Source organism: Butyrivibrio hungatei, assembly GCF_900101605.1.
GTDB lineage: Bacteria > Bacillota > Clostridia > Lachnospirales > Lachnospiraceae > Butyrivibrio > Butyrivibrio hungatei_B.
Genome location: NZ_FMUR01000003.1, coordinates 274,918 through 295,008, shown reverse-complemented (window position 1 = coordinate 295,008; position 20,091 = coordinate 274,918). Strand labels below are relative to the sequence as shown.

19 protein-coding genes are annotated in these 20,091 nt (G+C 41.6%); 18 read left to right on the top strand and 1 reads right to left on the bottom strand.

Annotated elements, in window-relative coordinates; all coding sequences use genetic code 11:
• The first annotated feature begins 18 nt into the window (after positions 1-18).
• From BLP87_RS01315 to BLP87_RS01245, 15 genes are all read left to right on the top strand, one after another.
• Positions 19-903 carry an SPL family radical SAM protein gene (locus tag BLP87_RS01315; RefSeq protein WP_074461091.1) on the top strand — a complete coding sequence of 295 codons (885 nt, stop codon included), beginning with the start codon at positions 19-21 and terminating at the stop codon, positions 901-903.
• Between the two features lie 364 nt (positions 904-1,267).
• A complete protein-coding gene (locus BLP87_RS01310) occupies positions 1,268-1,606 on the top strand; it encodes a PadR family transcriptional regulator (RefSeq protein ID WP_074461090.1) in 339 nt (112 codons plus the stop codon).
• Positions 1,607-1,623: 17 nt separating this feature from the next.
• Positions 1,624-3,000, top strand: a complete 1,377-nt coding sequence (locus BLP87_RS01305) for an FtsW/RodA/SpoVE family cell cycle protein (RefSeq protein ID WP_074461089.1) — start codon at positions 1,624-1,626, stop codon at positions 2,998-3,000.
• A gap of 274 nt (positions 3,001-3,274) precedes the next feature.
• Positions 3,275-4,024, top strand: coding sequence for a transposase (locus tag BLP87_RS01300; RefSeq protein ID WP_074461088.1), 750 nt, complete (start codon positions 3,275-3,277; stop codon positions 4,022-4,024).
• 158 nt (positions 4,025-4,182) lie between these two features.
• Positions 4,183-4,746, top strand: coding sequence for an RBBP9/YdeN family alpha/beta hydrolase (locus BLP87_RS01295; RefSeq protein ID WP_074461087.1), 564 nt, complete (start codon positions 4,183-4,185; stop codon positions 4,744-4,746).
• A gap of 236 nt (positions 4,747-4,982) precedes the next feature.
• Positions 4,983-6,026, top strand: a complete 1,044-nt coding sequence (locus BLP87_RS01290; RefSeq protein ID WP_074461086.1) for a helix-turn-helix domain-containing protein — start codon at positions 4,983-4,985, stop codon at positions 6,024-6,026.
• Between the two features lie 310 nt (positions 6,027-6,336).
• Complete coding sequence (locus BLP87_RS01285; RefSeq protein ID WP_074461085.1) at positions 6,337-6,912, top strand: hypothetical protein; 576 nt, start codon at positions 6,337-6,339, stop codon at positions 6,910-6,912.
• 63 nt (positions 6,913-6,975) lie between these two features.
• On the top strand, positions 6,976-7,602 hold the full coding sequence (locus BLP87_RS01280; protein WP_143002062.1) for a DUF6465 family protein: 627 nt from the start codon (positions 6,976-6,978) through the stop codon (positions 7,600-7,602).
• 5 nt (positions 7,603-7,607) lie between these two features.
• Positions 7,608-7,916: a hypothetical protein gene (locus BLP87_RS01275; protein ID WP_074461083.1), complete on the top strand. Its 309-nt coding sequence runs from the start codon at positions 7,608-7,610 to the stop codon at positions 7,914-7,916.
• A 130-nt stretch (positions 7,917-8,046) separates the two neighbouring features.
• Complete coding sequence (locus tag BLP87_RS01270; RefSeq protein WP_074461082.1) at positions 8,047-9,054, top strand: deoxyguanosinetriphosphate triphosphohydrolase; 1,008 nt, start codon at positions 8,047-8,049, stop codon at positions 9,052-9,054.
• Positions 9,055-9,084: 30 nt separating this feature from the next.
• Entirely contained in the window at positions 9,085-10,863 is a 1,779-nt protein-coding gene (gene dnaG, locus BLP87_RS01265) for a DNA primase (protein ID WP_074461081.1), read from the top strand.
• A gap of 586 nt (positions 10,864-11,449) precedes the next feature.
• Positions 11,450-12,628, top strand: a complete 1,179-nt coding sequence (rpoD, locus tag BLP87_RS01260; protein ID WP_083334390.1) for an RNA polymerase sigma factor RpoD — start codon at positions 11,450-11,452, stop codon at positions 12,626-12,628.
• Positions 12,628-13,467: a class I SAM-dependent methyltransferase gene (locus tag BLP87_RS01255; RefSeq protein ID WP_074461080.1), complete on the top strand. Its 840-nt coding sequence runs from the start codon at positions 12,628-12,630 to the stop codon at positions 13,465-13,467. The genes rpoD and BLP87_RS01255 overlap by 1 nt, the downstream gene beginning before the upstream one ends.
• Positions 13,458-15,113 (top strand): nucleoside kinase, encoded by a 1,656-nt coding sequence (locus tag BLP87_RS01250; protein WP_074461079.1) that lies wholly within the window; start codon positions 13,458-13,460, stop codon positions 15,111-15,113. The genes BLP87_RS01255 and BLP87_RS01250 overlap by 10 nt, the downstream gene beginning before the upstream one ends.
• Before the next feature lie 5 nt (positions 15,114-15,118).
• Positions 15,119-16,168, top strand: coding sequence for an NAD-dependent epimerase/dehydratase family protein (locus BLP87_RS01245; protein WP_074461168.1), 1,050 nt, complete (start codon positions 15,119-15,121; stop codon positions 16,166-16,168).
• A 10-nt stretch (positions 16,169-16,178) separates the two neighbouring features.
• On the opposite strand, the gene BLP87_RS01240 is transcribed toward BLP87_RS01245, so the two are convergent.
• The gene (locus BLP87_RS01240; RefSeq protein WP_074461078.1) at positions 16,179-16,889 is read right to left on the bottom strand and encodes a S1 family peptidase; all 711 of its coding nucleotides are present in this window, start codon (positions 16,887-16,889) and stop codon (positions 16,179-16,181) included.
• A gap of 74 nt (positions 16,890-16,963) precedes the next feature.
• Here BLP87_RS01240 and BLP87_RS01235 point away from each other — a divergent pair, with 74 nt between their 5' ends.
• Genes BLP87_RS01235 through BLP87_RS01225 form a run of 3 tightly spaced genes read left to right on the top strand, consistent with a single transcriptional unit; the run spans position 16,964 to position 20,045 of the window.
• A complete protein-coding gene (locus BLP87_RS01235) occupies positions 16,964-18,577 on the top strand; it encodes a vWA domain-containing protein (protein WP_074461077.1) in 1,614 nt (537 codons plus the stop codon).
• A gap of 60 nt (positions 18,578-18,637) precedes the next feature.
• The gene (locus tag BLP87_RS01230; RefSeq protein ID WP_074461076.1) at positions 18,638-19,120 is read left to right on the top strand and encodes an RNA polymerase sigma factor; all 483 of its coding nucleotides are present in this window, start codon (positions 18,638-18,640) and stop codon (positions 19,118-19,120) included.
• Positions 19,113-20,045, top strand: coding sequence for a hypothetical protein (locus BLP87_RS01225; RefSeq protein ID WP_074461075.1), 933 nt, complete (start codon positions 19,113-19,115; stop codon positions 20,043-20,045). The genes BLP87_RS01230 and BLP87_RS01225 overlap by 8 nt, the downstream gene beginning before the upstream one ends.
• Positions 20,046-20,091: the final 46 nt, after the last annotated feature.

Below are 20,091 nucleotides of genomic sequence, written 5' to 3'. Positions count from 1 at the left end.
AAATGAGGATGGGTGAGCATGCATTTTGTCGATGCTAAAGGTATTCTTACGGGCAGCGGTGGACACTGCGGAATGAATATTTACAGAGGGTGCTCTCATGGATGTATCTATTGTGATAGCAGGAGTAAATGCTATCAATTTAAGCATCCTTTTGAAGATATAGAAGTTAAGCAGAATGCACCGGAGCTGCTTGAAAGGACACTCAGATCCAAGAGGAAAAAGTGCATGATAGGAACGGGAGCAATGTCCGATCCTTATATGCACTGCGAAGAGGAGCTGCGTCTTACAAGGAGATGCCTTGAGATTATATTAAAATATGGCTTTGGAGTGGCTGTTCAGACAAAATCGGACCGTATACTCCAAGATATAGATCTTTTGGATGAGATAAATCGCTCTGCAAAATGCGTGGTGCAGATGACGCTTACGACCTATGACGATGAGCTGTGCGGCATACTTGAGCCGAATGTCTGCAATACAAAACGAAGAATAGAAGTGCTTGAAGAGATGCAAAAAAGGGGGATTCCGACTGTTGTTTGGATCACACCGATTCTTCCTTTCATAAATGATACAAAGGAGAACATAACGGCAATCTTAAGTGAGTGCGCGCGAGTCGGGGTAAAAGGCGTTATTGATTTTGGTATGGGGCTGACGCTTCGAGACGGCGACAGAGAGTATTATTATGCGGCACTTGATAGGTTTTTTCCCGGAATGAAGAAAAAGTATATCAATCAATACGGTAACGCATATGAATTACCAAGTCCAAATGCAAAAGAGCTGACGGCGATATTTAAGGATATATGCGCAGAGAACGGTATATTGTCGAGTGTGGATGAATGCTTTAAGTTTATGTATGAATTTCCGGAAAAGTATTCACAGATGAGTTTGTTTGACGGTGAATTTTGACAGAAGGGAAATGTAGGTATCAGCTAAGTGATGTCAAAGGGACGGTTCGTGTGTCTTATATTTCATATCGAAAACACTGTTTTGAAAAGGTAAAGTTACTTTTTCGGAACAGTGTTTTTTCTATACATAGGAAATTACATTCCTTTGATATAAAAAGCTCCGCATTTATGCGCGGCTCGCGGAGTGGTAGATAATTGCGTCGCAATGCCGCGTGCGCGCTAGCATTTCTCGAGCTAAATACTTTTTTAATTAAAAAAAGAGATAAAAGTCGAATTAAGCAAATTGGAATTGACTCATATCGAATATCGATATAGACTTATGATAGTCGATATATATTGATTATCGATATAGGAGGGACAATGCGATGAATACTATAGATAAAACCTTGTTATCAGGGAGTATGGGCACAATGTTGCTTAAGCTGCTTTCTGAAAAAGATATGTATGGCTACGAGATGATCGAGAAGCTGAGCGAGAGATCTCAAAATGTCTTCGAATTGAAAGTTGGCACGCTTTATCCTCTTTTGCATTCGTTGGAATCAAAGAAATATCTCGTGTCGTATGAGAAAGCGGGTTATGGAAAAATAAGAAAATATTATTCCATAACAGATGAAGGGAAAAAATTTCTTAAGAAAAAAGTTGAAGAGTGGGATATTTATACAGCGGCAGTTGCAAATGTACTTTCGTTCGGCATGGGTATGTGAAAGAGGAGACTAACAAGATGAGAATTGAAGAGTATTTAACTGAAGTTAAGAATCAGATTCGGGATAAAAAGGCAAGAGAATTTGTAGGTAAGGAATTACAAAATCATATCGAGGATCGTGCCGAAGGTTTGCAAAAGAAAGGCGTGGATCACGACCGGGCGATATTGCAAGCTGTGGAAGAGATGGGGGATCCTGTGAGCGTCGGAGTAAATCTTGACTTTATACACAGACCTCGCTTGGAATGGAGATTCCTGTTGTATATCATTTACATAAGTATTCTTGGTGTGGGCACGATGTGTCTTACGTTTTCCGCGCATCCCTACGGAAACGTTGAATACAGTGGATTTGTATTTCAACAGCTAAGTGGTGTTTTACTGGGAGTAATCGCAATGATAATCGTTTATCGATTGGATTACACTATCCTTGCCGGAAGAAGTCGATTAATAGCCGGAGCTTTTTTGATCTTTTTGACTTTTCTTGCTATTGTATTTGGCGTATCAATTAATGGAGCCAGAAGATGGATTAAGCTTGGTAACATGGTTTTTTCGACGCAGGTTCTGTTTATATTGTATTTGCCTATATTTGCCGGAATATTGTATGACTATAGAAACAAAGGAATCGGTGCAATATTCAAGATTTTTTTATGGATGATCGCACCTGCATTTTCGCTAATTCTATATGGCAGAATATCCCTTAATGATGCTATGCTCATGCTGATTTCAGAGATTATTCTTTTTGCGATCGCATTAAATAAAAATTGGTATAGGGTTGATAAAAGTAAGTTTTTGAAAATTACGGGAATTATCTTTGTGACAACTACTGCGTTAAGTGCTCTTCGTATCGCAAGTTCAAGCGGATATCAAAATGCGCGTTTTAAAGCATGGCTTTCGCATATAGGGATAGCGGTAAATAGCGCCGATGAAAAGTTAAAGTACATGAATTATACTAATTCGTGTCTCGATAATATTTTTTTGAAGAGCAGATTTATAGGGAAAAGTGAAAGCGCAATGGAAAGTGTATATGGGCTACCGGAATCAATGGCAGATTTCGTATTGGCACCAATTGCCGCTACATGCGGAAAAGCGGTGGTTGCACTAATTATAGTCAGCTTGATTGTTCTGGCGATATATGTATTCAGTGTTTCTGTTAAGCAAAAAAATAGCCTTGGATCCATTGTTGGATTCAGCTGTGGAATTGTGATAGCAATACAGGCTGTATCAAATTTTTTGATTGTTTTTGGTTTGCTTCCGCTTGCGGGAACTACACTTCCTTTTTTTAGTATCGGTACCGGCCACATTGTAGTGGAATATGTTCTTCTGGGTATTGTTCTGTCGATTTACAGATATCAGGACATTCGCGTGGAAAATAATCCTACGATCGCAGAGGCAGCTTAACGTGGTGACACAGGGACGGTTCATCTGTCTTAGGGTGACACAGGGACGGTTCATCTGTCTTATATTTCATATCGAAAACACTGTTTTGAAAAGGTAAAGTTACTTTTTCGGAACAGTGTTTTTTATTGAATGGAAAATTTCTTATTTACATCTTCTGATTTAGATGGTAAAGTAATCAGCATATTTATTCTTGTCTTTTTCAAGACGAACAAGTAGAGAATATTTTCTATTTGTATTTTCCCATGAAGACTATATTTACTTAGGAGGTGTTGTTTTGCCGCGTAGCGCGCGTATAATGAGCAGAAGCGGTTACATGCATGTGATCGAAAGAGGAATCGGAAAACAGGTCCTGTTTGAGTCTGCTGATGATTTTAAATTTTATTTGGACAGGTTAAAGAAATACTGTTTGGAGACCGAAGTTAAGGTCTGTTGCTATTGCCTTATGAATAACCATGTGCATTTGCTTTTACATGGAGATTTAAATTCTTTGTCTTTGACTATGAAAAAAATAGGAGTGAGCTATTCCTGGTATTATAATAAAAAATACAGTCACGTTGGGCATCTTTTTCAAGATAGGTATATAAGTGAACCGGTTGAAAATGAGATATATTTTTTGACTGTATTTAGATATATTCTTCAAAATCCGCAAAAAGCCGGAATCTGCAGAACTTCAAAATATTCGTGGAGTAGCTATAACATATATGATAATGTGCCTGAATATATGGATTTATCAGTTATAAAATCTTTTTTCCAAAGTAAGCAGCAATATGCATCTTATGTTTTAAAAGATAATGATGATCAATGCATGGAACCTGTTTTTACCGTACATAACGATGAGTGGGCCCAAGATGTGATAATGTCGACTTTAGGGGTGACAACAGGGACGGATCTTCAAAAGCTTGGTAAAAAAGAAAGAGATGCGGCGTTGTGGAAACTCAAGGCCGAAGGATTATCGATAAGACAGATTGAAAGGCTTACCGGAATAGGCAGAAACATAGTTTTGAAGGCAAGAGGAAATTTTTGAGGTAACAGCAGATTGAACTTATGATAGCCTTGTGATATATCTTAAAAAGTGGTTTTTAAGAAAACCGAAAATGCAAAATCGGCAGGAGAGGGAACGCAGATATGGTAGAAGATAAGACAGAAGAACCGTCCCTTTGACATGCCGCTATGGAGGAGTGTATGAGAAAAAAAGTTGCCGTTATTTTTCCGGGGATGGGTTATCACAGTGATAAGCCGTTGTTGTATTTTTCGAAGAGAATTGCCGTGGAAAATGGCTATGAAATAGTTGAAGTTAATTACGAGTTTCCTTATAAGGCCAGAGAGATTATGAACGATAAGGTGCGCATGAAGGAAGCTTTTGAAATAGCGGTTGATCAGATTAATGACAGGCTTGGCAAAATTGATTTTGGCGAATACAGTGATGTTGTTTTTATAGGTAAAAGTATAGGGACTGCTTTGGCTGCGTATTTTGACAGTCGGCTTGGTGTAAATGCGAGAAACCTTGTTTTTACGCCTGTTCCACAGACTTTTGACAGGCTCGCACCTAAATCAGGAATTGTATTTCATGGACTTGACGATCCCTGGTGTAGTACAGATGTAGCTCAGGCTAAGTGCGATGAACTTGAATTGGAACTCTATAAAGTTGATAAGGCAAATCATTCCCTTGAGACAGATTCTGCGGCGGCAGATATCTGTAATCTTAAAGGAATCATGGAAAAGGTGGAAAGCTTTATCAAAGCATAAAAAAGCCAAAAGACAAGGGGACGGTTCATTTGTCTCCTTGTCTTTTTTCTCTTTATCTAAAAACTTTCCTGTCGGTTAAAAAAATTCCCTGATACTTAATGCCGATTCAATAGAAAAGTGCGGTAAAATCCGATATCATTACATAAAACGGCGCCGGTTATAAAAAGTAACAGACAAATTATGAGTGATGCTGAATAAGAATAATAGCATTAAGAATATTAGAGGAGACCGTGAAAATGACTATAGGAAAAGTGATACGGAAATACCGCAAAGAGTTGGGACTTACGCAGGAAGAAATGGCTACAAGTCTGGGAGTGACTACGCCGGCTGTCAATAAGTGGGAGAATGAGAATACACTTCCCGATATCAATTTGCTTGCTCCGATTGCAAGGCTTCTTGGAATATCAACTGACGAACTGCTGTCATTTAAAGATAACCTTACGGATGAAGAAGTTGACGTATACATAAGGGAACTAAGCAAAAAGCTGGCAAAAGAGCCTTATGAGGATTTGTTTGATGTTGCGCAAAAAAAGATAGAAGAATATCCAAACTGTGAAAAGTTAAAATGGAAAACAGCTATAATTTTAGATGCTGCGCGGTTAAAACCCGGTTTTCATAATCTGAAAAAATATGATAAGTACATTTCTGCATGGCTTCTTAGCTTGGTAGAGTCAGAAGATGAGACAATAAAAAAAGCTGCTGCAAGATCACTTTTTTTACTGTATTACAGGGAAGAGGATTTTGCCAAGGCAGAGCAGCTTTTGATTAATTTTGATGAGAGAGGTTATGAACGCAGATTTTTCCAAGCGGTAATATGTGAAAAGAAGGGGGGAACAGAAGAGGCTTTTAAAAAGTTTGAAGATCTTATGCTTGAGGAAGTCAATCAGATTCGAAGCGTATTGAATGCTTTGCAGAGACTCTATGTGGATGCCGGGAATCTAAAAATGGCATATAGGTTGGCTGATATAAGCGGAGAGGTTGCGAGATGTTTTGATCTTGGTGCTTTTCAGGAAAACATGCAGAAAATTGACCTTGCTGCATATGAAAAAGATGTTGATAAAACGGCTTCTTTGATGAAACAGCTTATAGAGAGTGCTGATACAATATTGGATATCGGTACGTCTGATCTGTACATCCATCTTAGAAACAAGGATAAAGAACATATAGATAAGTCGGAGTTTATGAAGAATTATAAGGCAAATATAATTACTGCATTTTGTAATGATGAAAAATTTGCCTATATGCGTGGAAATGAATATTGGGAATCACTAAGAAAATAAAGTTAGGCAAGTCAAGGGGACGGGTCAGGTGTCACGCCGGTCTCCTTGATTTTTTCTTTTGATTCGCGTGACAACCAGTCACATGAACCGTCCCCGTGTCAGGTTGAGTGGAAATGTTTAGCGAGCCTGAGATTGTTTTTCTCAGGCTCATTTATAATTTGTATAGGGAGAAGGTTGCGTGCTATTTTATAACTCAATAAATGTGGTATCATATATAAAACGATTTCAATTTTGTATTTTGTGTATGAATGGTTACTGATCTAAAAATGTGCGTTTCGTAAGAACATGATATGAAAGGGGGATCTATTATATGGAACCGCATGATGTTGGGGGCAAACTGTCAGATAACGCAATTGAAAACAGTGCAGGAAATTCAAATTTGACAGGTGCAAATGTACCTGAAATGGCAGGAAGTGAGAAAGATTTGGTGTTAGAAGCAGCTTTGAACAAGGAAAAAATTCAAGCTGCAACGCCTGGTGATGCCGGAATTTCAAACAATCTCACAGAGGCATTACTCACCGAGATGCGTGATCTGTCGAGAAAAAGGCTCTTTTTCCAGAAGGTTGCGACGGGATGTATGGCGGGAATACTTGTGCTGGTATTTCTTGTATGTGTTATTATTGTGCCAAAGGCAATCACGACGCTTTCGCATATTAATAGCGTTTCTGTCAAGGCGGAGAACTCACTTGATGAGATTGATGTCATGACAAAAGGGATAACAAGTGCTACCGACAGCCTTAATGAACTGGTATCAGGTAACTCCGCATCGCTTACTGAGGCGGTCACATCTTTGTCTCAGATTGATTTTGACGGACTTAATCAAGCAATTCGGGATCTGCAGGATGCAGCGGGGCCGATGGCATCGCTTATGAAAAGATTTAGATAAACTACCCCGGCGTTTTTGATGTGCTGCGGGCGACTCTTTATTCCAGAAGGGAGATATATGGGCATGAGTTCTACAGAAGATAAGATTAGAGAGATAGCAAGAGAAGTTTCGAAGGCAACTGAGCCTGTTATAAAAGAAGCTAAGAAGGCGGCAGAGCCGATTATCAGGGATGTCAAAGAAGCAACGAGACCGTATACCCAAAAGGCTGAACCGTATATCAAAAAGGCAGAGCCGTATATCAAGGATATTAAGGAGAAGGCAGAGCCTTATCTCAAAGATATCAAAGAAAAGGCGGAGCCTGTTTATTCCGAAGTTAAGACGAAGGCAGAACCTTATATAAAAGACATCAAGGAAAAAGCGGAACCATATATTACAAAGGCAAAAGAAAAAACTGCTCCCGCCACAAAAGTTGTGAAAGAGACATCACAGAAAGCTGCAAAAGCTGCAAAGGAAGCGGGACAGGATCTTTCTGCAAAGACTGCGAAATTCACGTGCAAAGAAGAAGTTTTTGTTCAGTACAGTAATCACGAGATAAAAACTTCGGATATAATTGAGCGTGCAAAAAAAGACTACATCAACAAAGGAAATAAGGCTACAAGTATCAAGGAAATCCAGGTTTACATCAAACCTTCCGACAATGCGGCATATTATGTTGTAAATCATACCGATACGGGTAAAGTCGAGTTTTAACAGATATGGCTATAGAGAAAAAAGAATTTTTTAATTTAATGCATTATGAATATGGTGAGGCATATTTTGGAAGCTATAAGGGAATGAGATACAGACTTGCACGAGAACCACTTGAAAACGTAAAGTTCGTTCCCATAGATCAGAGGGGACCTGCGACTCTTATGGCTACAGTTTGGCCCGAGCCCTATTCATACGCCAAGACGGATAAAAAGCTTATGCTGAGTGAAAACTTTGAAGTAAGCGAAGATGGTTTTACAAAAGCCGTTGAGTGGATAAATGAGCAGTATGAAGCTCGCTTTGCACTGTATAAGTGATTTTTCAAAAAAAAATAAAAATAAAAAAGGAAATCGGAAACCCACGTCGAATAATAAAGATGTGGGTTTCATTTTGTCCTACAAACAAAGATTTGCTACTCATAAAATTCTAATAGAAAGAAGACGAAAATTGAAAATTCGTGAAAAGCTAGAAGAAAGAGAAACACAGATCTTAAGTAAACATGCTACACTCAGCATGAATTCCAAAGGAAGAGAAAAAGCAGAAAAGCCGTGTGATATAAGGCCCTGTTTCCAAAGAGACAGGGATAGGATCCTTTATTCCAAATCATTCAGAAGATTGAAGGATAAGACACAGGTTTTCCTGTCACCTGACGGAGATCATTACAGAACCCGCATGACGCATACTCTTGAAGTGTCGCAGAATGCGAGGACTATTTCCAAAGCACTTTTGCTCAATGAGGATCTGACGGAGGCTATAGCGCTAGGGCACGATCTTGGGCACACGCCTTTCGGGCATGCCGGAGAGAGGGCACTTGATGCTGTTGTTCCCGGCGGATTCAGACACAATGAGCAGAGTCTAAGGATAGTTGAGAAACTTGAAAATTACGGTCAGGGACTCAATCTTACGTGGGAAGTCAAGGACGGTATTCTTAATCATGAGCTTAATCTGACACCGTCCACTCTTGAGGGAAAGGTTGTTAGACTTTCCGACAAGATAGCTTATATGCATCACGACATGGATGATGCAATCCGCGGCGGAATTATGAAAGAGAGTGATGTTCCGAAGGAACTTGCAAAGGTGATAGGCTACACGAACGGAGAGTGGCTTGATACCTTTATACACGACATAATCGCAACAAGCATGGGCAAGGACGACATTATGATGTCGGATGAAGTCTATGAGGCTTTCCTGGATCTTAGGAAGTTCATGTTTGAAAGAGTATATACCAACCCTGAAGCCAAAGGGCAGGAGGGGAAGGTAGAAGTTATGATAAAGATTCTCTATCATCACTACCTCGACCATGAGGAAAAACTGCCGGATTATCTGAAAGCCATGATGGCTGCGGGTGAATCCAAGGAGAGAGTCGTCTGCGACTATGTAAGTTCCATGACTGACAGATATGCTGTTTCTGTTTTTGAAGAAGTATATGTTCCGCGCTCATGGACGGTACTTTAATAGAAAAACTATATATTTAGGAGACCTAAATTGCGCTACTCAGATGAAATAATAGAAGAGGTGCGCTCCCGAAGTGACATTGTGGATGTGATAGGACAGTATGTCCATTTGCAAAAAAAAGGCGCGAATTATTTTGGGCTTTGTCCGTTCCACAACGAGAAATCAGGTTCTTTCTCAGTGTCGCCGCATAAGCAGATGTATTATTGCTTCGGATGCGGAGCGGGCGGGAATGTCATCACTTTTTTGATGAAATATGACAATTTAACTTTCCAGGAGGCTATAAAACAGCTTGCAGAGAGAGCCGGCGTGAAGCTGCCCGATGAAGACAATTCACCCGCGGCAAAGGCAATGCGCGACAAGCGCCAGATTCTTCTTGATATCAATAAGGAGGCGGCCAAGTATTATTATTACCAGCTTCGCGGAAAGAGTGGTCAAAAGGGCATGGAGTATTTCAAAGGCAGACAGCTTACGGATGAGACCATGCAGCACTTTGGACTTGGCTATGCCAATATATCGAGCAATGACCTTGTGAAACATCTAAAGAGCCTTGGATATAACGACAGCCAGATAATTGATGCAGGACTTGCTTCCCACGATGAGAGGATGGGAACTCATGATAAATTCTGGAATAGGGTAATGTTCCCGATTCAGGACGCATCGCAGAAAGTAATAGGATTCGGCGGGCGTGTTATGGGCGATGGAAAGCCCAAATATCTAAATTCCCCTGAAACACTTATTTTTGATAAGAGCAGAAACCTGTTCGGGCTTAATTATGCCAAAAACGCAAGAGCGGGATACATGATAATCTGCGAGGGTTACATGGATGTTATAGCTATGCATCAGGCAGGATTTAATATGGCTGTTGCATCGCTCGGAACTGCTTTTACGACGGGGCAGGCCATGATACTTAAGCGCTACACCGATGAAGTGATATTGTCCTATGACAGCGATGAAGCGGGAACCAAAGCCGCACTTCGCGGAATAGGAATTCTGCGGGAAGCGGGGCTTAAGGGCAAGGTGCTTGATCTTCGGCCGCACAAAGATCCCGATGAATTCATTAAGAATGAGGGAAAAGAAGCGTTCGAAGAGCGAATAAGAAATGCAGAAAACACATTCTTTTTCGAAGTAAGAGTTATGCAGTCGAAGCATGATATGTCGGATCCCGAATCCAAGACTGAGTTTCACAGAGCTCTTGCGAAAAAATTATGCGAGTTTGAAGAGGCACTTGAGAGAGAAAATTATATAGAAGCCGTTGCGGCAAAATACAATATCGCCGTTGACGATCTCAGAAGACTTGTTGCTCATTATGCTTCTCAGGGAGGGCTTGTCAGACCTTCCGAGAAACCTAAGAGCGGTATCCAGAAAAAGATTCTTCCGGAAGACGGTGCGCGGAAGAACCAGAGACTTCTTCTTACATGGCTTACGGATGAACCGGCTATTTTCCCCAAGGTGAAGAAATGGATAGATCCGAATGACTTTACCGATGAGCTTTACAGAAATGTTGCAAACGAGCTCTTTGAGGGGATGGAGAACGGTAATTTCTCGCCGGCGGCCATTTTGGATAGATTTACGGATGAAGAGCAGCACAGCAAAGTTGCTGAGATGTTCAACACAAACCTGGTAGAGATTGAAACGAAGGATCAGAGGAAAAAAGCGTTCAGAGATATCATTTACGGAGTAAAATCCGCAGGATACGAACGACAGAAAAGAGAACTGAAACCTGACGATCCTGAGTTTTTAACCAAGACAATACAGGGCAAAAAAAATCTTGAGAAGCTGGCAAATGCCGATATCTCGCCCGATGATTGATCACAGATGCTACACATAGATTCGAAATACTATAAAACAGAAAAGGAAGAATCATATGGCAAAGAAGATCACGGATACTACAGAAAAAGAGACAAAGAAGACACCTGCAAAGAAAGTTGCCGAGAAGCTTACCGATAAGAAAAAATCGGACAAGAAAGATTCGAATAAGAAGGAATCGGCAAAAAAAGAAACTGCAAAGAAAGAAGTATCAAAGAAGGCAGCATCGGAAAAAGAAGCATCAAAAAAAGAAACTGTAAAGAAAACTACGGCCAAAAAGGAAACGGCCAAAAAAGAAATATCAAAAAAAGAAACAGAAAAGAAGGAAGAGAAGAAAGTGACAAAGACATCAACAACAACCAAGAAGCTCTCAGCAAAGGCTCCCGCCAAGAAGGAGGAGACTTCTGCTAAGAAGGTAGCAGTACAGAAGGAAGAGGCAGAGACAGAGAAGGTAACAAAGAAGGCTTCAGCTAAGGATACTGCAACAAAAGAAACAAAGACAACAAAGAAGACTGCAAAGAAAGCCGAAGAAAAAAGCGGAAAACCTGAAGTTCTCGACGATGCAACAAGAGAACTCTTTACACAGAAGATAAAGGAAATTCTTGCTCTTGCAAAGAAGAAGAAAAATGTTCTTGAGTATAGCGAGATCAACGACTTTTTTGCTGAGCTCAGTTTAAATGAGGATCAGATGGACAATGTCCTTGAAGTTCTTGAAAATTCGGGCATAGATGTCCTCAAAGTATCTGAAAGCGACGATGATGACATTCCCGACGATGATGATATGATGCTCTCCGAAGAGGACGAGGTTGATATGGAAAATATCGATCTTTCGGTTCCCGACGGAATCAGTATCGAAGATCCCGTAAGAATGTATCTTAAGGAAATCGGTAAAGTTCCGCTTCTTACCGCAGATCAGGAGATCAATCTTGCAAAAGAAATGGAAGCAGGACTTGAGGCTGAGAAAGAACTTGCGGAGAGCAAGGAAAGCGGAACAAAGCTTTCAAAGAGCAAACTTGACGAGATCGAGATGGCTATTTACAAGGGAAATGAAGCCAAGAAGCGTCTTGCTGAAGCAAACCTTCGTCTCGTTGTAAGTATCGCAAAGAGATATGTCGGAAGAGGAATGCTTTTCCTTGATCTCATTCAGGAAGGTAACCTCGGACTTATCAAGGCGGTAGAGAAGTTCGATTTCCGTAAGGGATTCAAGTTCTCGACATATGCAACATGGTGGATCAGACAGGCCATCACAAGAGCTATTGCGGACCAGGCAAGAACAATCCGTATCCCTGTTCACATGGTTGAGACTATCAACAAGCTTATCCGTGTAAGTCGTCAGCTCCTTCAGGAACTCGGACGTGAGCCTATTCCCGAGGAAGTTGCAAAAGAAATGAATATGCCTGTTGAAAGAGTAAGAGAGATCCTCAAGATCTCACAGGAGCCTGTTTCACTTGAGACACCTATCGGTGAAGAGGAAGACAGCCATCTTGGCGATTTCATCCAGGACGACAACGTTCCCGTACCTGCGGATGCAGCTGCATTCACACTTTTGAAGGAGCAGCTTGTTGAAGTTCTCGGGACTCTTACAGAGCGTGAGCAGAAGGTTCTTAGACTTCGTTTCGGTCTTGACGACGGAAGAGCAAGAACTCTTGAAGAAGTTGGTAAGGAATTTAACGTAACCCGTGAGCGTATCAGACAGATTGAGGCAAAGGCACTCAGAAAGCTCCGTCATCCGAGCCGCAGCCGCAAGCTCAAGGATTACCTTGATTAATGAATATGACTAATACGAGTAATGACGCAAACAATGACGTGGCGCTTAAGATGTCTGTTCGCTTGAAAGAGATTGCGGAGCTTCTTCGTTCATCGGATAAGCTCAAAGTGGCAGATGTCGGTTGCGACCACGGATATGTATCTATATATCTTGTTTCGCACGGCATTGCAGATGAATGTATTGCAATGGATGTAAGGAAGGGACCGTTGTCGGGCGCGCAGGAGAATATATCCGAATACGGGCTTGAGGGAAGCATCAAGACGAGGCTTTCAGACGGGTTAAAAGAGCTTAAGCCAAATGAAGCGGATTCTCTTGTCATAGCCGGCATGGGAGGAAATCTCATGCGCAGGATCCTCGAAGAGGGCAAAGTTAAAGAACTTGGGATAAAAACTGCTGTTTTGCAGCCGCAGTCCGATATCGCGGATTTCAGGAACTTTTTAAGAGACAGCGGTTTTATTATAACCGATGAGAAAGTAATAGAAGAGGACGGAAAGTTCTATTTTCCCATGAAAGTTTCAATCGGAGAAAATTCTTTTTCCGGTTCCGCTAAAGAATACTGCGATAAGCTTGAAAGAGCCTGTGCTCTTATAAAGAAGGCGGCTCCGGATGCAGATGATGACAGTCTTCTTAGAATGTGCAACAGATACGGTGAGTGCAATATTCTTAACAGAGATGAAACTTTGAAGAGATTTCTTTTGCATGGAAAAAAAGTATGTGAATCCATTTTAAAGAATCTTGATAAAAATGAGCACTCAGACAGAGTTAGGGAGGTAACTTCCGAACTTTATGATATAGATGCGGTTTTAAAGGTAATGCAGGAGGAACGCGTATGCCTATAATAACAATCAATAATGTTGCAAAAGAATATAAAAAAGGCACGAAGTTTGAGGATATTGCAAAAGAATATCAGTCCGAGTGCAAGTATAAGATCGCGGCAGTTCTTTTTAACGGAAAAATAAGAGAACTTATGAAAGAAGTTAAGAAGGACGGCGAGGTATCTTTTCTTACTTATGGAGACAGTATCGGCCATAAGACCATGAGAAGGACCGCGGTTATGATGTTTGTGAAGGCGATAAGAGACGTTGCGGGTAAAGAAGAGGCTTCTGCCGCAAAGATAGAATTTCTTATCTCAAACAGCTATTACTGCACACTTCACGGCGATGCTGAAGTTACCGATGAGCTTGTAAAAAAGATATCTGACAGATTTCAGGAGCTTATTGATCAGAAAATTCCGATCACAAAGAGCGTGTATCCGATTGATGATGCCATTGAGCTTTTCAAAAAGATGGGCATGATGGATAAAGTTGCTCTTTTGAAATACAGGAGAAGTTCTGAGATCAACATATATAAGCTTGAAGATTTTTATGATTATTTCTATGGTTATATGTTGCCGAATACTTCGTACATCGAGCATTTCAAGATCTCAAGACGTGACGACGGAATTATGCTTACACTTCCTTCAAGAATGTGTCCGGATAAGCTCATTATGTCCGAACCCAGAGAGAAGCTTTTTAACACCATGAAGCTTGCATGCGATTGGGGAAGAATGATGGGAATCGACAATGTCGGCGATCTTAATAACCGCATTTGCGAGGGCAGGATCAATGAGATGATTCTTATTCAGGAAGCTCTGCAGGAGAGAAGAATAGGTGAGATCGCGCAGAAGATTCAGGAGCGCAAGGATGTAAAGTTTGTAATGATCGCAGGCCCAAGTTCATCCGGAAAGACAAGCTTTGCGAACAGATTGTCAATTCAGCTCAGAACTTACGGACTTGAACCGCATCCCATAAGTCTTGATGACTATTTTGTAAACAGAGAACTTACGCCTCTTAATGAGGATGGAAGCTATAACTTCGAATGTCTCGGAGCTATGGATATAGAGAAATTCAATGAGGATATGTCGGCTCTTTTGCGCGGAGAAGAGATTGAACTTCCGGAGTTTAATTTCATTACGGGTAAAAGAGAGATGAACGGCAATTTCCTTAAACTCGGAGACAACGATATTCTCGTCATCGAGGGTATTCACGGACTCAATGAGAAGATGTCATATGCGCTTCCTGCGGAGTCAAAGTTTAAGATTTACATAAGCGCGCTTACAACACTCAGCATTGATTCACACAACAGGATTCCGACAACGGACGGAAGACTGCTTCGAAGAATAGTAAGAGATGCTAGAACGAGAGGAGCTTCCGCAAAGAAAACCATAAGTATGTGGGGATCTGTTCGTGCGGGTGAAGAGGAGAATATCTTCCCGTTCCAGGAAGAGGCGGATGAGATGTTTAACTCAGCTCAGATATACGAGCTTGCGGTAATCAAGCCGTTTGCAGAGCCGCTTCTTTTCTCGATAGAAAAGGGTGAACCTGAGTATTATGAGGCAAAAAGGCTCCTTAAGTTCCTTGATTATTTTGTAAGTGTAGACAGCTCAATGCTTCCGAGAAATTCTATATGCAGAGAATTTGTCGGCGGAAGCTGTTTCAGGGTTTGACGATAATGAAGTATTGTAAGAAATACTGGGATGATGTGAGGCTTGTTGCCGAGAATATTCCCGGAATAAATAAAATTTATAACAAAAAAATTCTTATCACGGGTGCTACAGGTATGCTCTGTTCACCCGTGGTTGACATCATTTCTCTTTTGAACAGGGAAAAAGATGCAAAGATAGAGCTTGTGTTAGCCGGAAGAAATGAGCAAAGATGCAGTGACAGATTCTTGGGAGTTCTTGATGACGGCGATTATGAGTTTGTAAAATATGATGCAAACAGTGCGGAAAAGCTTGATGTCACGGCTGATTACATTATTCACGGCGCAAGTAATGCAGACAACAGGAAGTTCTTAAAAGAGCCTGTGGAGACTCTTTTGTCCAATATAATAGGACTTAAGGCTCTTCTTGATCTTGCGGCGGAGAATAAGGGGAGCAGGCTTTTGTTTGTTTCATCGAGCGAAGTTTACGGAAACAGAGAGCGCTTTTCCTATGACGCCGGAGGGAAGATAGCTGAGGATGAATACGGATATGTTGATATCCTAAGTTCAAGGTCTTGTTATCCTTCGGGGAAGAGAGCGGCAGAAAGTCTGTGCGCAAGCTATATAGATGAATACGATGTTGACGCGGTTATTGTAAGACCGGGATATATTTACGGGCCTACGATTTCTAAGACCGACAGTAGGGCGTCTGCGGCATTTACGCTTGATGCGGCTTCGGGAAGAGACATCGTCATGAAGAGCAAGGGCGAGCAGCTAAGATCGTATTGCTACGTGCTTGACTGTGCTTCGGCTCTTTTGAGTGTGTTATTAAACGGAGAGCGCGGCGAAGCATATAATATTTCAAACAAAGACTCAATCGTAACCATAAGGGACGTGGCTGAGTGCCTTGCTCGTAAAAGCGGCGTAAATGTAGTATTTGAGATACCTTCCGACGAGGAGAAAAAGAGCTTTAATCCGATGAAAAACTCGGTTCTTGATGCGTCAAAGCTTGAAAGTCTTGGATGGAAAGCATGTTTTGGCCTTGAAGAAGGGATTGAGAGAACGCTGAAGTTCTTGTGATATTTTCTGTTCAGGGAATATCAATATCGCTGACGGGCAGGCATATGCAGGAACCGTCAGATTTTTGAAGAAGGATTCCGTGGTAATGCCCGGTTGCATCGAACAATCCGCTTCCGGACATGCCTTCTTCCACTTCACACATGCAGTAAATAACGTCGTGACCTATCAGGGGATTAAATACTGAGGGTGTATCGACGATTCCTACTGAAGATGAATTGGTCAGAGTATCTATTATGAATATTTTTTCTTCGCAATCGGGAAGAACTTTTGAAGGACGCACACTTCGATAAGAAGGTGAGTCTTTTTTCTTTGACTCTTTTACAAAAGAGCTGTCAACTTCAATCATAGCAATATCTTTTACGTCATCTCTGAAAGTGACCGTGCCGTTAGTTGAAAGGCCGTCGAAAAAAGTTACATTACAACTGTCCTGCGCGGCAACATGCGATGCGGTCATCACTTTTATCTTATTTCCTGTGATTTCCCAGATGTTTCCGCTTCCCATGTAGTCGCCTGATTCAATGCGAACCGATGAGGGGAGTACAGTGTCATAGGCGGTATTTATGTCTGCATTTTTTACAGGAATCTCTTTTGTCATATAGCGCTTTATCGGCTTGCCGTCATCGTGAAAAAACCCGATGAAAAGCGAGATTATTACAATGATTGCAAGAATTGCCACCGGTATAAAAAAAATTTTTTTATTTTTTAATTTTATCTGCAACATTTTTCATTCCTTCGTTGTGTATATAGTAAAGCAGCCAAATTATTATAGCAAAAAAGCTGCACGGAGGGAAAATTATGAAAAAGACAATTAGAAAAGGTTTCAATGGAATTGTGAGCATGGCGCTTGCAACATGTTTACTTGCAGGATGCGGAGGAGCAAATACTGCACCTGCGACGGATGCGGAGAACCCGTCGTATTCCGATAAGTCAAGCGGATACGATCTTAATGCGGCGGAGCCCGTCGAGGGAATGTGCGAAACTTGTGATGACACGGGATTTGTGGAGTATCCGATCGAGAATAATGAGACATACGAAAAGCCCGATGAGAACGGCGCAACACTGGTTAGTACCAATCCGCTGTCGACTTTTGCAATGGATGTTGACACGGCATCTTATGCAAATGTAAGAAGGATGATCGAGGACGGCTACGGAAAAGGCAACATTCCGGCGGATGCGGTAAGACCTGAGGAGTTTTTGAATTATTTTTCATATGACCTTAATGCACCGAAGAACGGCGATGCATTCGGCATAACAACAGAGATCTCGGATTGCCCTTGGAACAAAGACCACAAGATGATGTTCGTGGGTTTAAAGACGGAAGATGCAAATACAGAAGAGCTTCCCAAGGGGAATCTTGTTTTCCTGATAGATGTATCGGGCTCTATGCGTTCAAGTGATAAACTTCCGCTCCTTCAGAAGAGCATGAATGAGTTTGTCGACAATTATACGGGCGAAGGAACGGTTTCGATCGTTACCTATTCGGGAGAAGAAAAAGTGGTTCTTGAGGGAGAAGAGCTTAGTAACAAGGATAAAATAAAGAGGGCCATCAACAGTCTCAGCGCAAACGGATGCACCAACGGACAGAGCGGAATGGAGAGAGCTTATCAGATCGCTGCCGACAATTTCGTTGAAGGCGGCATAAACAGAGTCATCATGGCTACTGACGGTGATCTTAACGTTGGAATATCTGATCCCGATGAACTTGAGAATTTTATAAAAGAGAAAAAAGAAACAGGTGTATTTTTGTCGGTACTTGGCTTTGGCACAGGAAACATTAAAGATGCGAGCATGCAGAGACTTGCAGATTGCGGAAACGGAAATTATTCATATATTGATTCAATGATGGAAGCAAAGAAAGTCCTTGTCGACGAGATGAGTTCTACAATGATAACAGTTGCAAAAGATGCAAAGATCCAGGTTGAGTTTAACCCCGCAAAGGTAAACAGCTACAGGCTTATCGGATATGAAAACAGACAGCTTGACGCCGCAGATTTTAACGATGATAAGAAGGATGGCGGAGAAGTAGGCGCAGGTCACAGTGTTATCGCACTATACGAGATCACTACCGCGGACAGTGCGAAAGCGATTGACTTAAAGTATCAGGAAGGCGATAAAAAGGACTATGGCAATGAGTATGCTACCGTAAACGTAAGATACAAGGAACCCGAAGGCTCTGAGTCAAAGCTTTCAAGCTACGTAGTATCTGATGTCGACGTTAAGGATGCGACTGATAATATGAAGTTTGCACAGATTGTTGCGGAGTTTTCGCTTATTCTTTCTGACAGCGATTATAAGGGTGATTCCAGCTTTGATCATGTGATCGATACATATGCAGAAATAAATAACAAAGATGAATACAAGGATGAATTTATCCAGCTCGTAAGGATGGTGGCTAAGAGAGCACTTTAAGTGGTATACTTATCGTGTTACCGCTAATTCTTTATCATTGATTCGATATCGGGTGATAGCATGGGAAAAAGCAGGGATAGGGCGGCAACTCTTTTGGAAAAATACGGTAATGCCATACTTCGGACGGCGTATTCATACCTTCACAATATGGAGGATGCGGAAGATATTTTGCAGGATACGCTTATACAGTATCTTAAATCCGACTCCGAGTACAATGACGAGGAGCATGAGAAGGCATGGCTGCTGCGGGTTGCCATAAATCTTAGCAAGAACAAAGTAAAATACAATAAAGTCCGGGAGACCGATGAGCTGATGGAAGAGCTGGTTTCCGAAGAAAAAGAGGAATTGTCTTTTGTCTGGGAAGCTGTACGATCCCTTCCCGAGAAGTACGCCGAAGTTATTCATCTGTACTATCAGGAGGGGTATCAAACCGCTGATATTGCGGGAATATTGAATAAAAAAGAATCTACCGTCAGGTCGGACCTGAAGCGGGCGCGAGAGAAGTTAAAAGAAATTTTGAAGGAGGGATATGACTTTGAGTAAATACAATGAATTAATGCAGAATATAGTCGTTACTGAAGACATGAAAAGCAGAATCCTTCGAAATATCGAACTTGAGTTTGACGGACGGGATGTACTTGGCGGAGATGACAGAAAACGCAGTAGAGAAGACGAAGATGAAAGTAACGGCGGTAGCGGCAATAACCAAAAGATAACTTTTATGGACGAGGTCGGTGAAAAGAAAAATATCAGAAGTTTTGGACATGCACTTCGCGGAAAATGGTCGATTTATGCGGCAGCCGCGCTTGTGTTTATATTAAGTGGAATCGTGATAAAAAGTATTATAGGTGACCCGAGCCATAGCAGCAGTATTCCGATGATGAGCGAAGATAGCTATGATCCTACACCTGCACCTGCGGCAGCAGAAGAGGCAGCGGCAAGCGAAGAGCCTATCAATGAATCGGAGCCAATCGGAGCAGCCAAAGATGCAGCCGATGATGTGGCTAAAGATACAGCGGAAGGAGCAGCTGTAGCGGAGAACACCGGAAGATTTGAGTACGAGGAAAAGGCGACTTTAGCCACGGAATACTCAATCGGGAATGCGCCGGCCGTGTTCCATCTTGCTCAGGTAAAAAATGTTTCGGGTGATGATATCGAGCCGCCGTATTATGCAGAGTTTTATCAGGGAGATGCAAAGCTTAAGTCAATTTATTTAAGTGAAAATATGATGAGAATGTCCATGGGAGACGGTGAAACGTTTGGACTTGTCTGGGGATGCCTTCTTGAAAACGAAACGGAAGATGTAAGAGTTGTTGTGACCGATCAGAAGAGCCCGGATAAAAAGGTACTTTTTGAAAAGACCTATACCATGGACGAGCTCAAAGCTTCGGCATCGGCCCTTCCTGCGGGCTACAGCAGTGAAAAGCAGCTCAGCGATCTCTTTGATGCGGGCGTGATCACGGAATAAAAGGTGATATACAGTATTTTTCTATAAAAACAGAAATAGCAATCTT

What these genes read in the sequence shown, in the direction of transcription:
- BLP87_RS01315 (WP_074461091.1), top strand. Translation starts at nt 19, where the DNA reads ATGCATTTTGTCGATGCTAAAGGTATTCTTACGGGCAGCGGTGGACAC.
- BLP87_RS01310 (WP_074461090.1), top strand. Translation starts at nt 1,268, where the DNA reads ATGAATACTATAGATAAAACCTTGTTATCAGGGAGTATGGGCACAATG.
- BLP87_RS01305 (WP_074461089.1), top strand. Translation starts at nt 1,624, where the DNA reads ATGAGAATTGAAGAGTATTTAACTGAAGTTAAGAATCAGATTCGGGAT.
- BLP87_RS01295 (WP_074461087.1), top strand. Translation starts at nt 4,183, where the DNA reads ATGAGAAAAAAAGTTGCCGTTATTTTTCCGGGGATGGGTTATCACAGT.
- BLP87_RS01290 (WP_074461086.1), top strand. Translation starts at nt 4,983, where the DNA reads ATGACTATAGGAAAAGTGATACGGAAATACCGCAAAGAGTTGGGACTT.
- BLP87_RS01285 (WP_074461085.1), top strand. Translation starts at nt 6,337, where the DNA reads ATGGAACCGCATGATGTTGGGGGCAAACTGTCAGATAACGCAATTGAA.
- BLP87_RS01280 (WP_143002062.1), top strand. Translation starts at nt 6,976, where the DNA reads ATGAGTTCTACAGAAGATAAGATTAGAGAGATAGCAAGAGAAGTTTCG.
- BLP87_RS01275 (WP_074461083.1), top strand. Translation starts at nt 7,608, where the DNA reads ATGGCTATAGAGAAAAAAGAATTTTTTAATTTAATGCATTATGAATAT.
- BLP87_RS01255 (WP_074461080.1), top strand. Translation starts at nt 12,628, where the DNA reads ATGAATATGACTAATACGAGTAATGACGCAAACAATGACGTGGCGCTT.
- BLP87_RS01250 (WP_074461079.1), top strand. Translation starts at nt 13,458, where the DNA reads ATGCCTATAATAACAATCAATAATGTTGCAAAAGAATATAAAAAAGGC.
- BLP87_RS01245 (WP_074461168.1), top strand. Translation starts at nt 15,119, where the DNA reads ATGAAGTATTGTAAGAAATACTGGGATGATGTGAGGCTTGTTGCCGAG.
- BLP87_RS01240 (WP_074461078.1), bottom strand. Translation starts at nt 16,889, where the DNA reads ATGTTGCAGATAAAATTAAAAAATAAAAAAATTTTTTTTATACCGGTG.
- BLP87_RS01235 (WP_074461077.1), top strand. Translation starts at nt 16,964, where the DNA reads ATGAAAAAGACAATTAGAAAAGGTTTCAATGGAATTGTGAGCATGGCG.
- BLP87_RS01230 (WP_074461076.1), top strand. Translation starts at nt 18,638, where the DNA reads ATGGGAAAAAGCAGGGATAGGGCGGCAACTCTTTTGGAAAAATACGGT.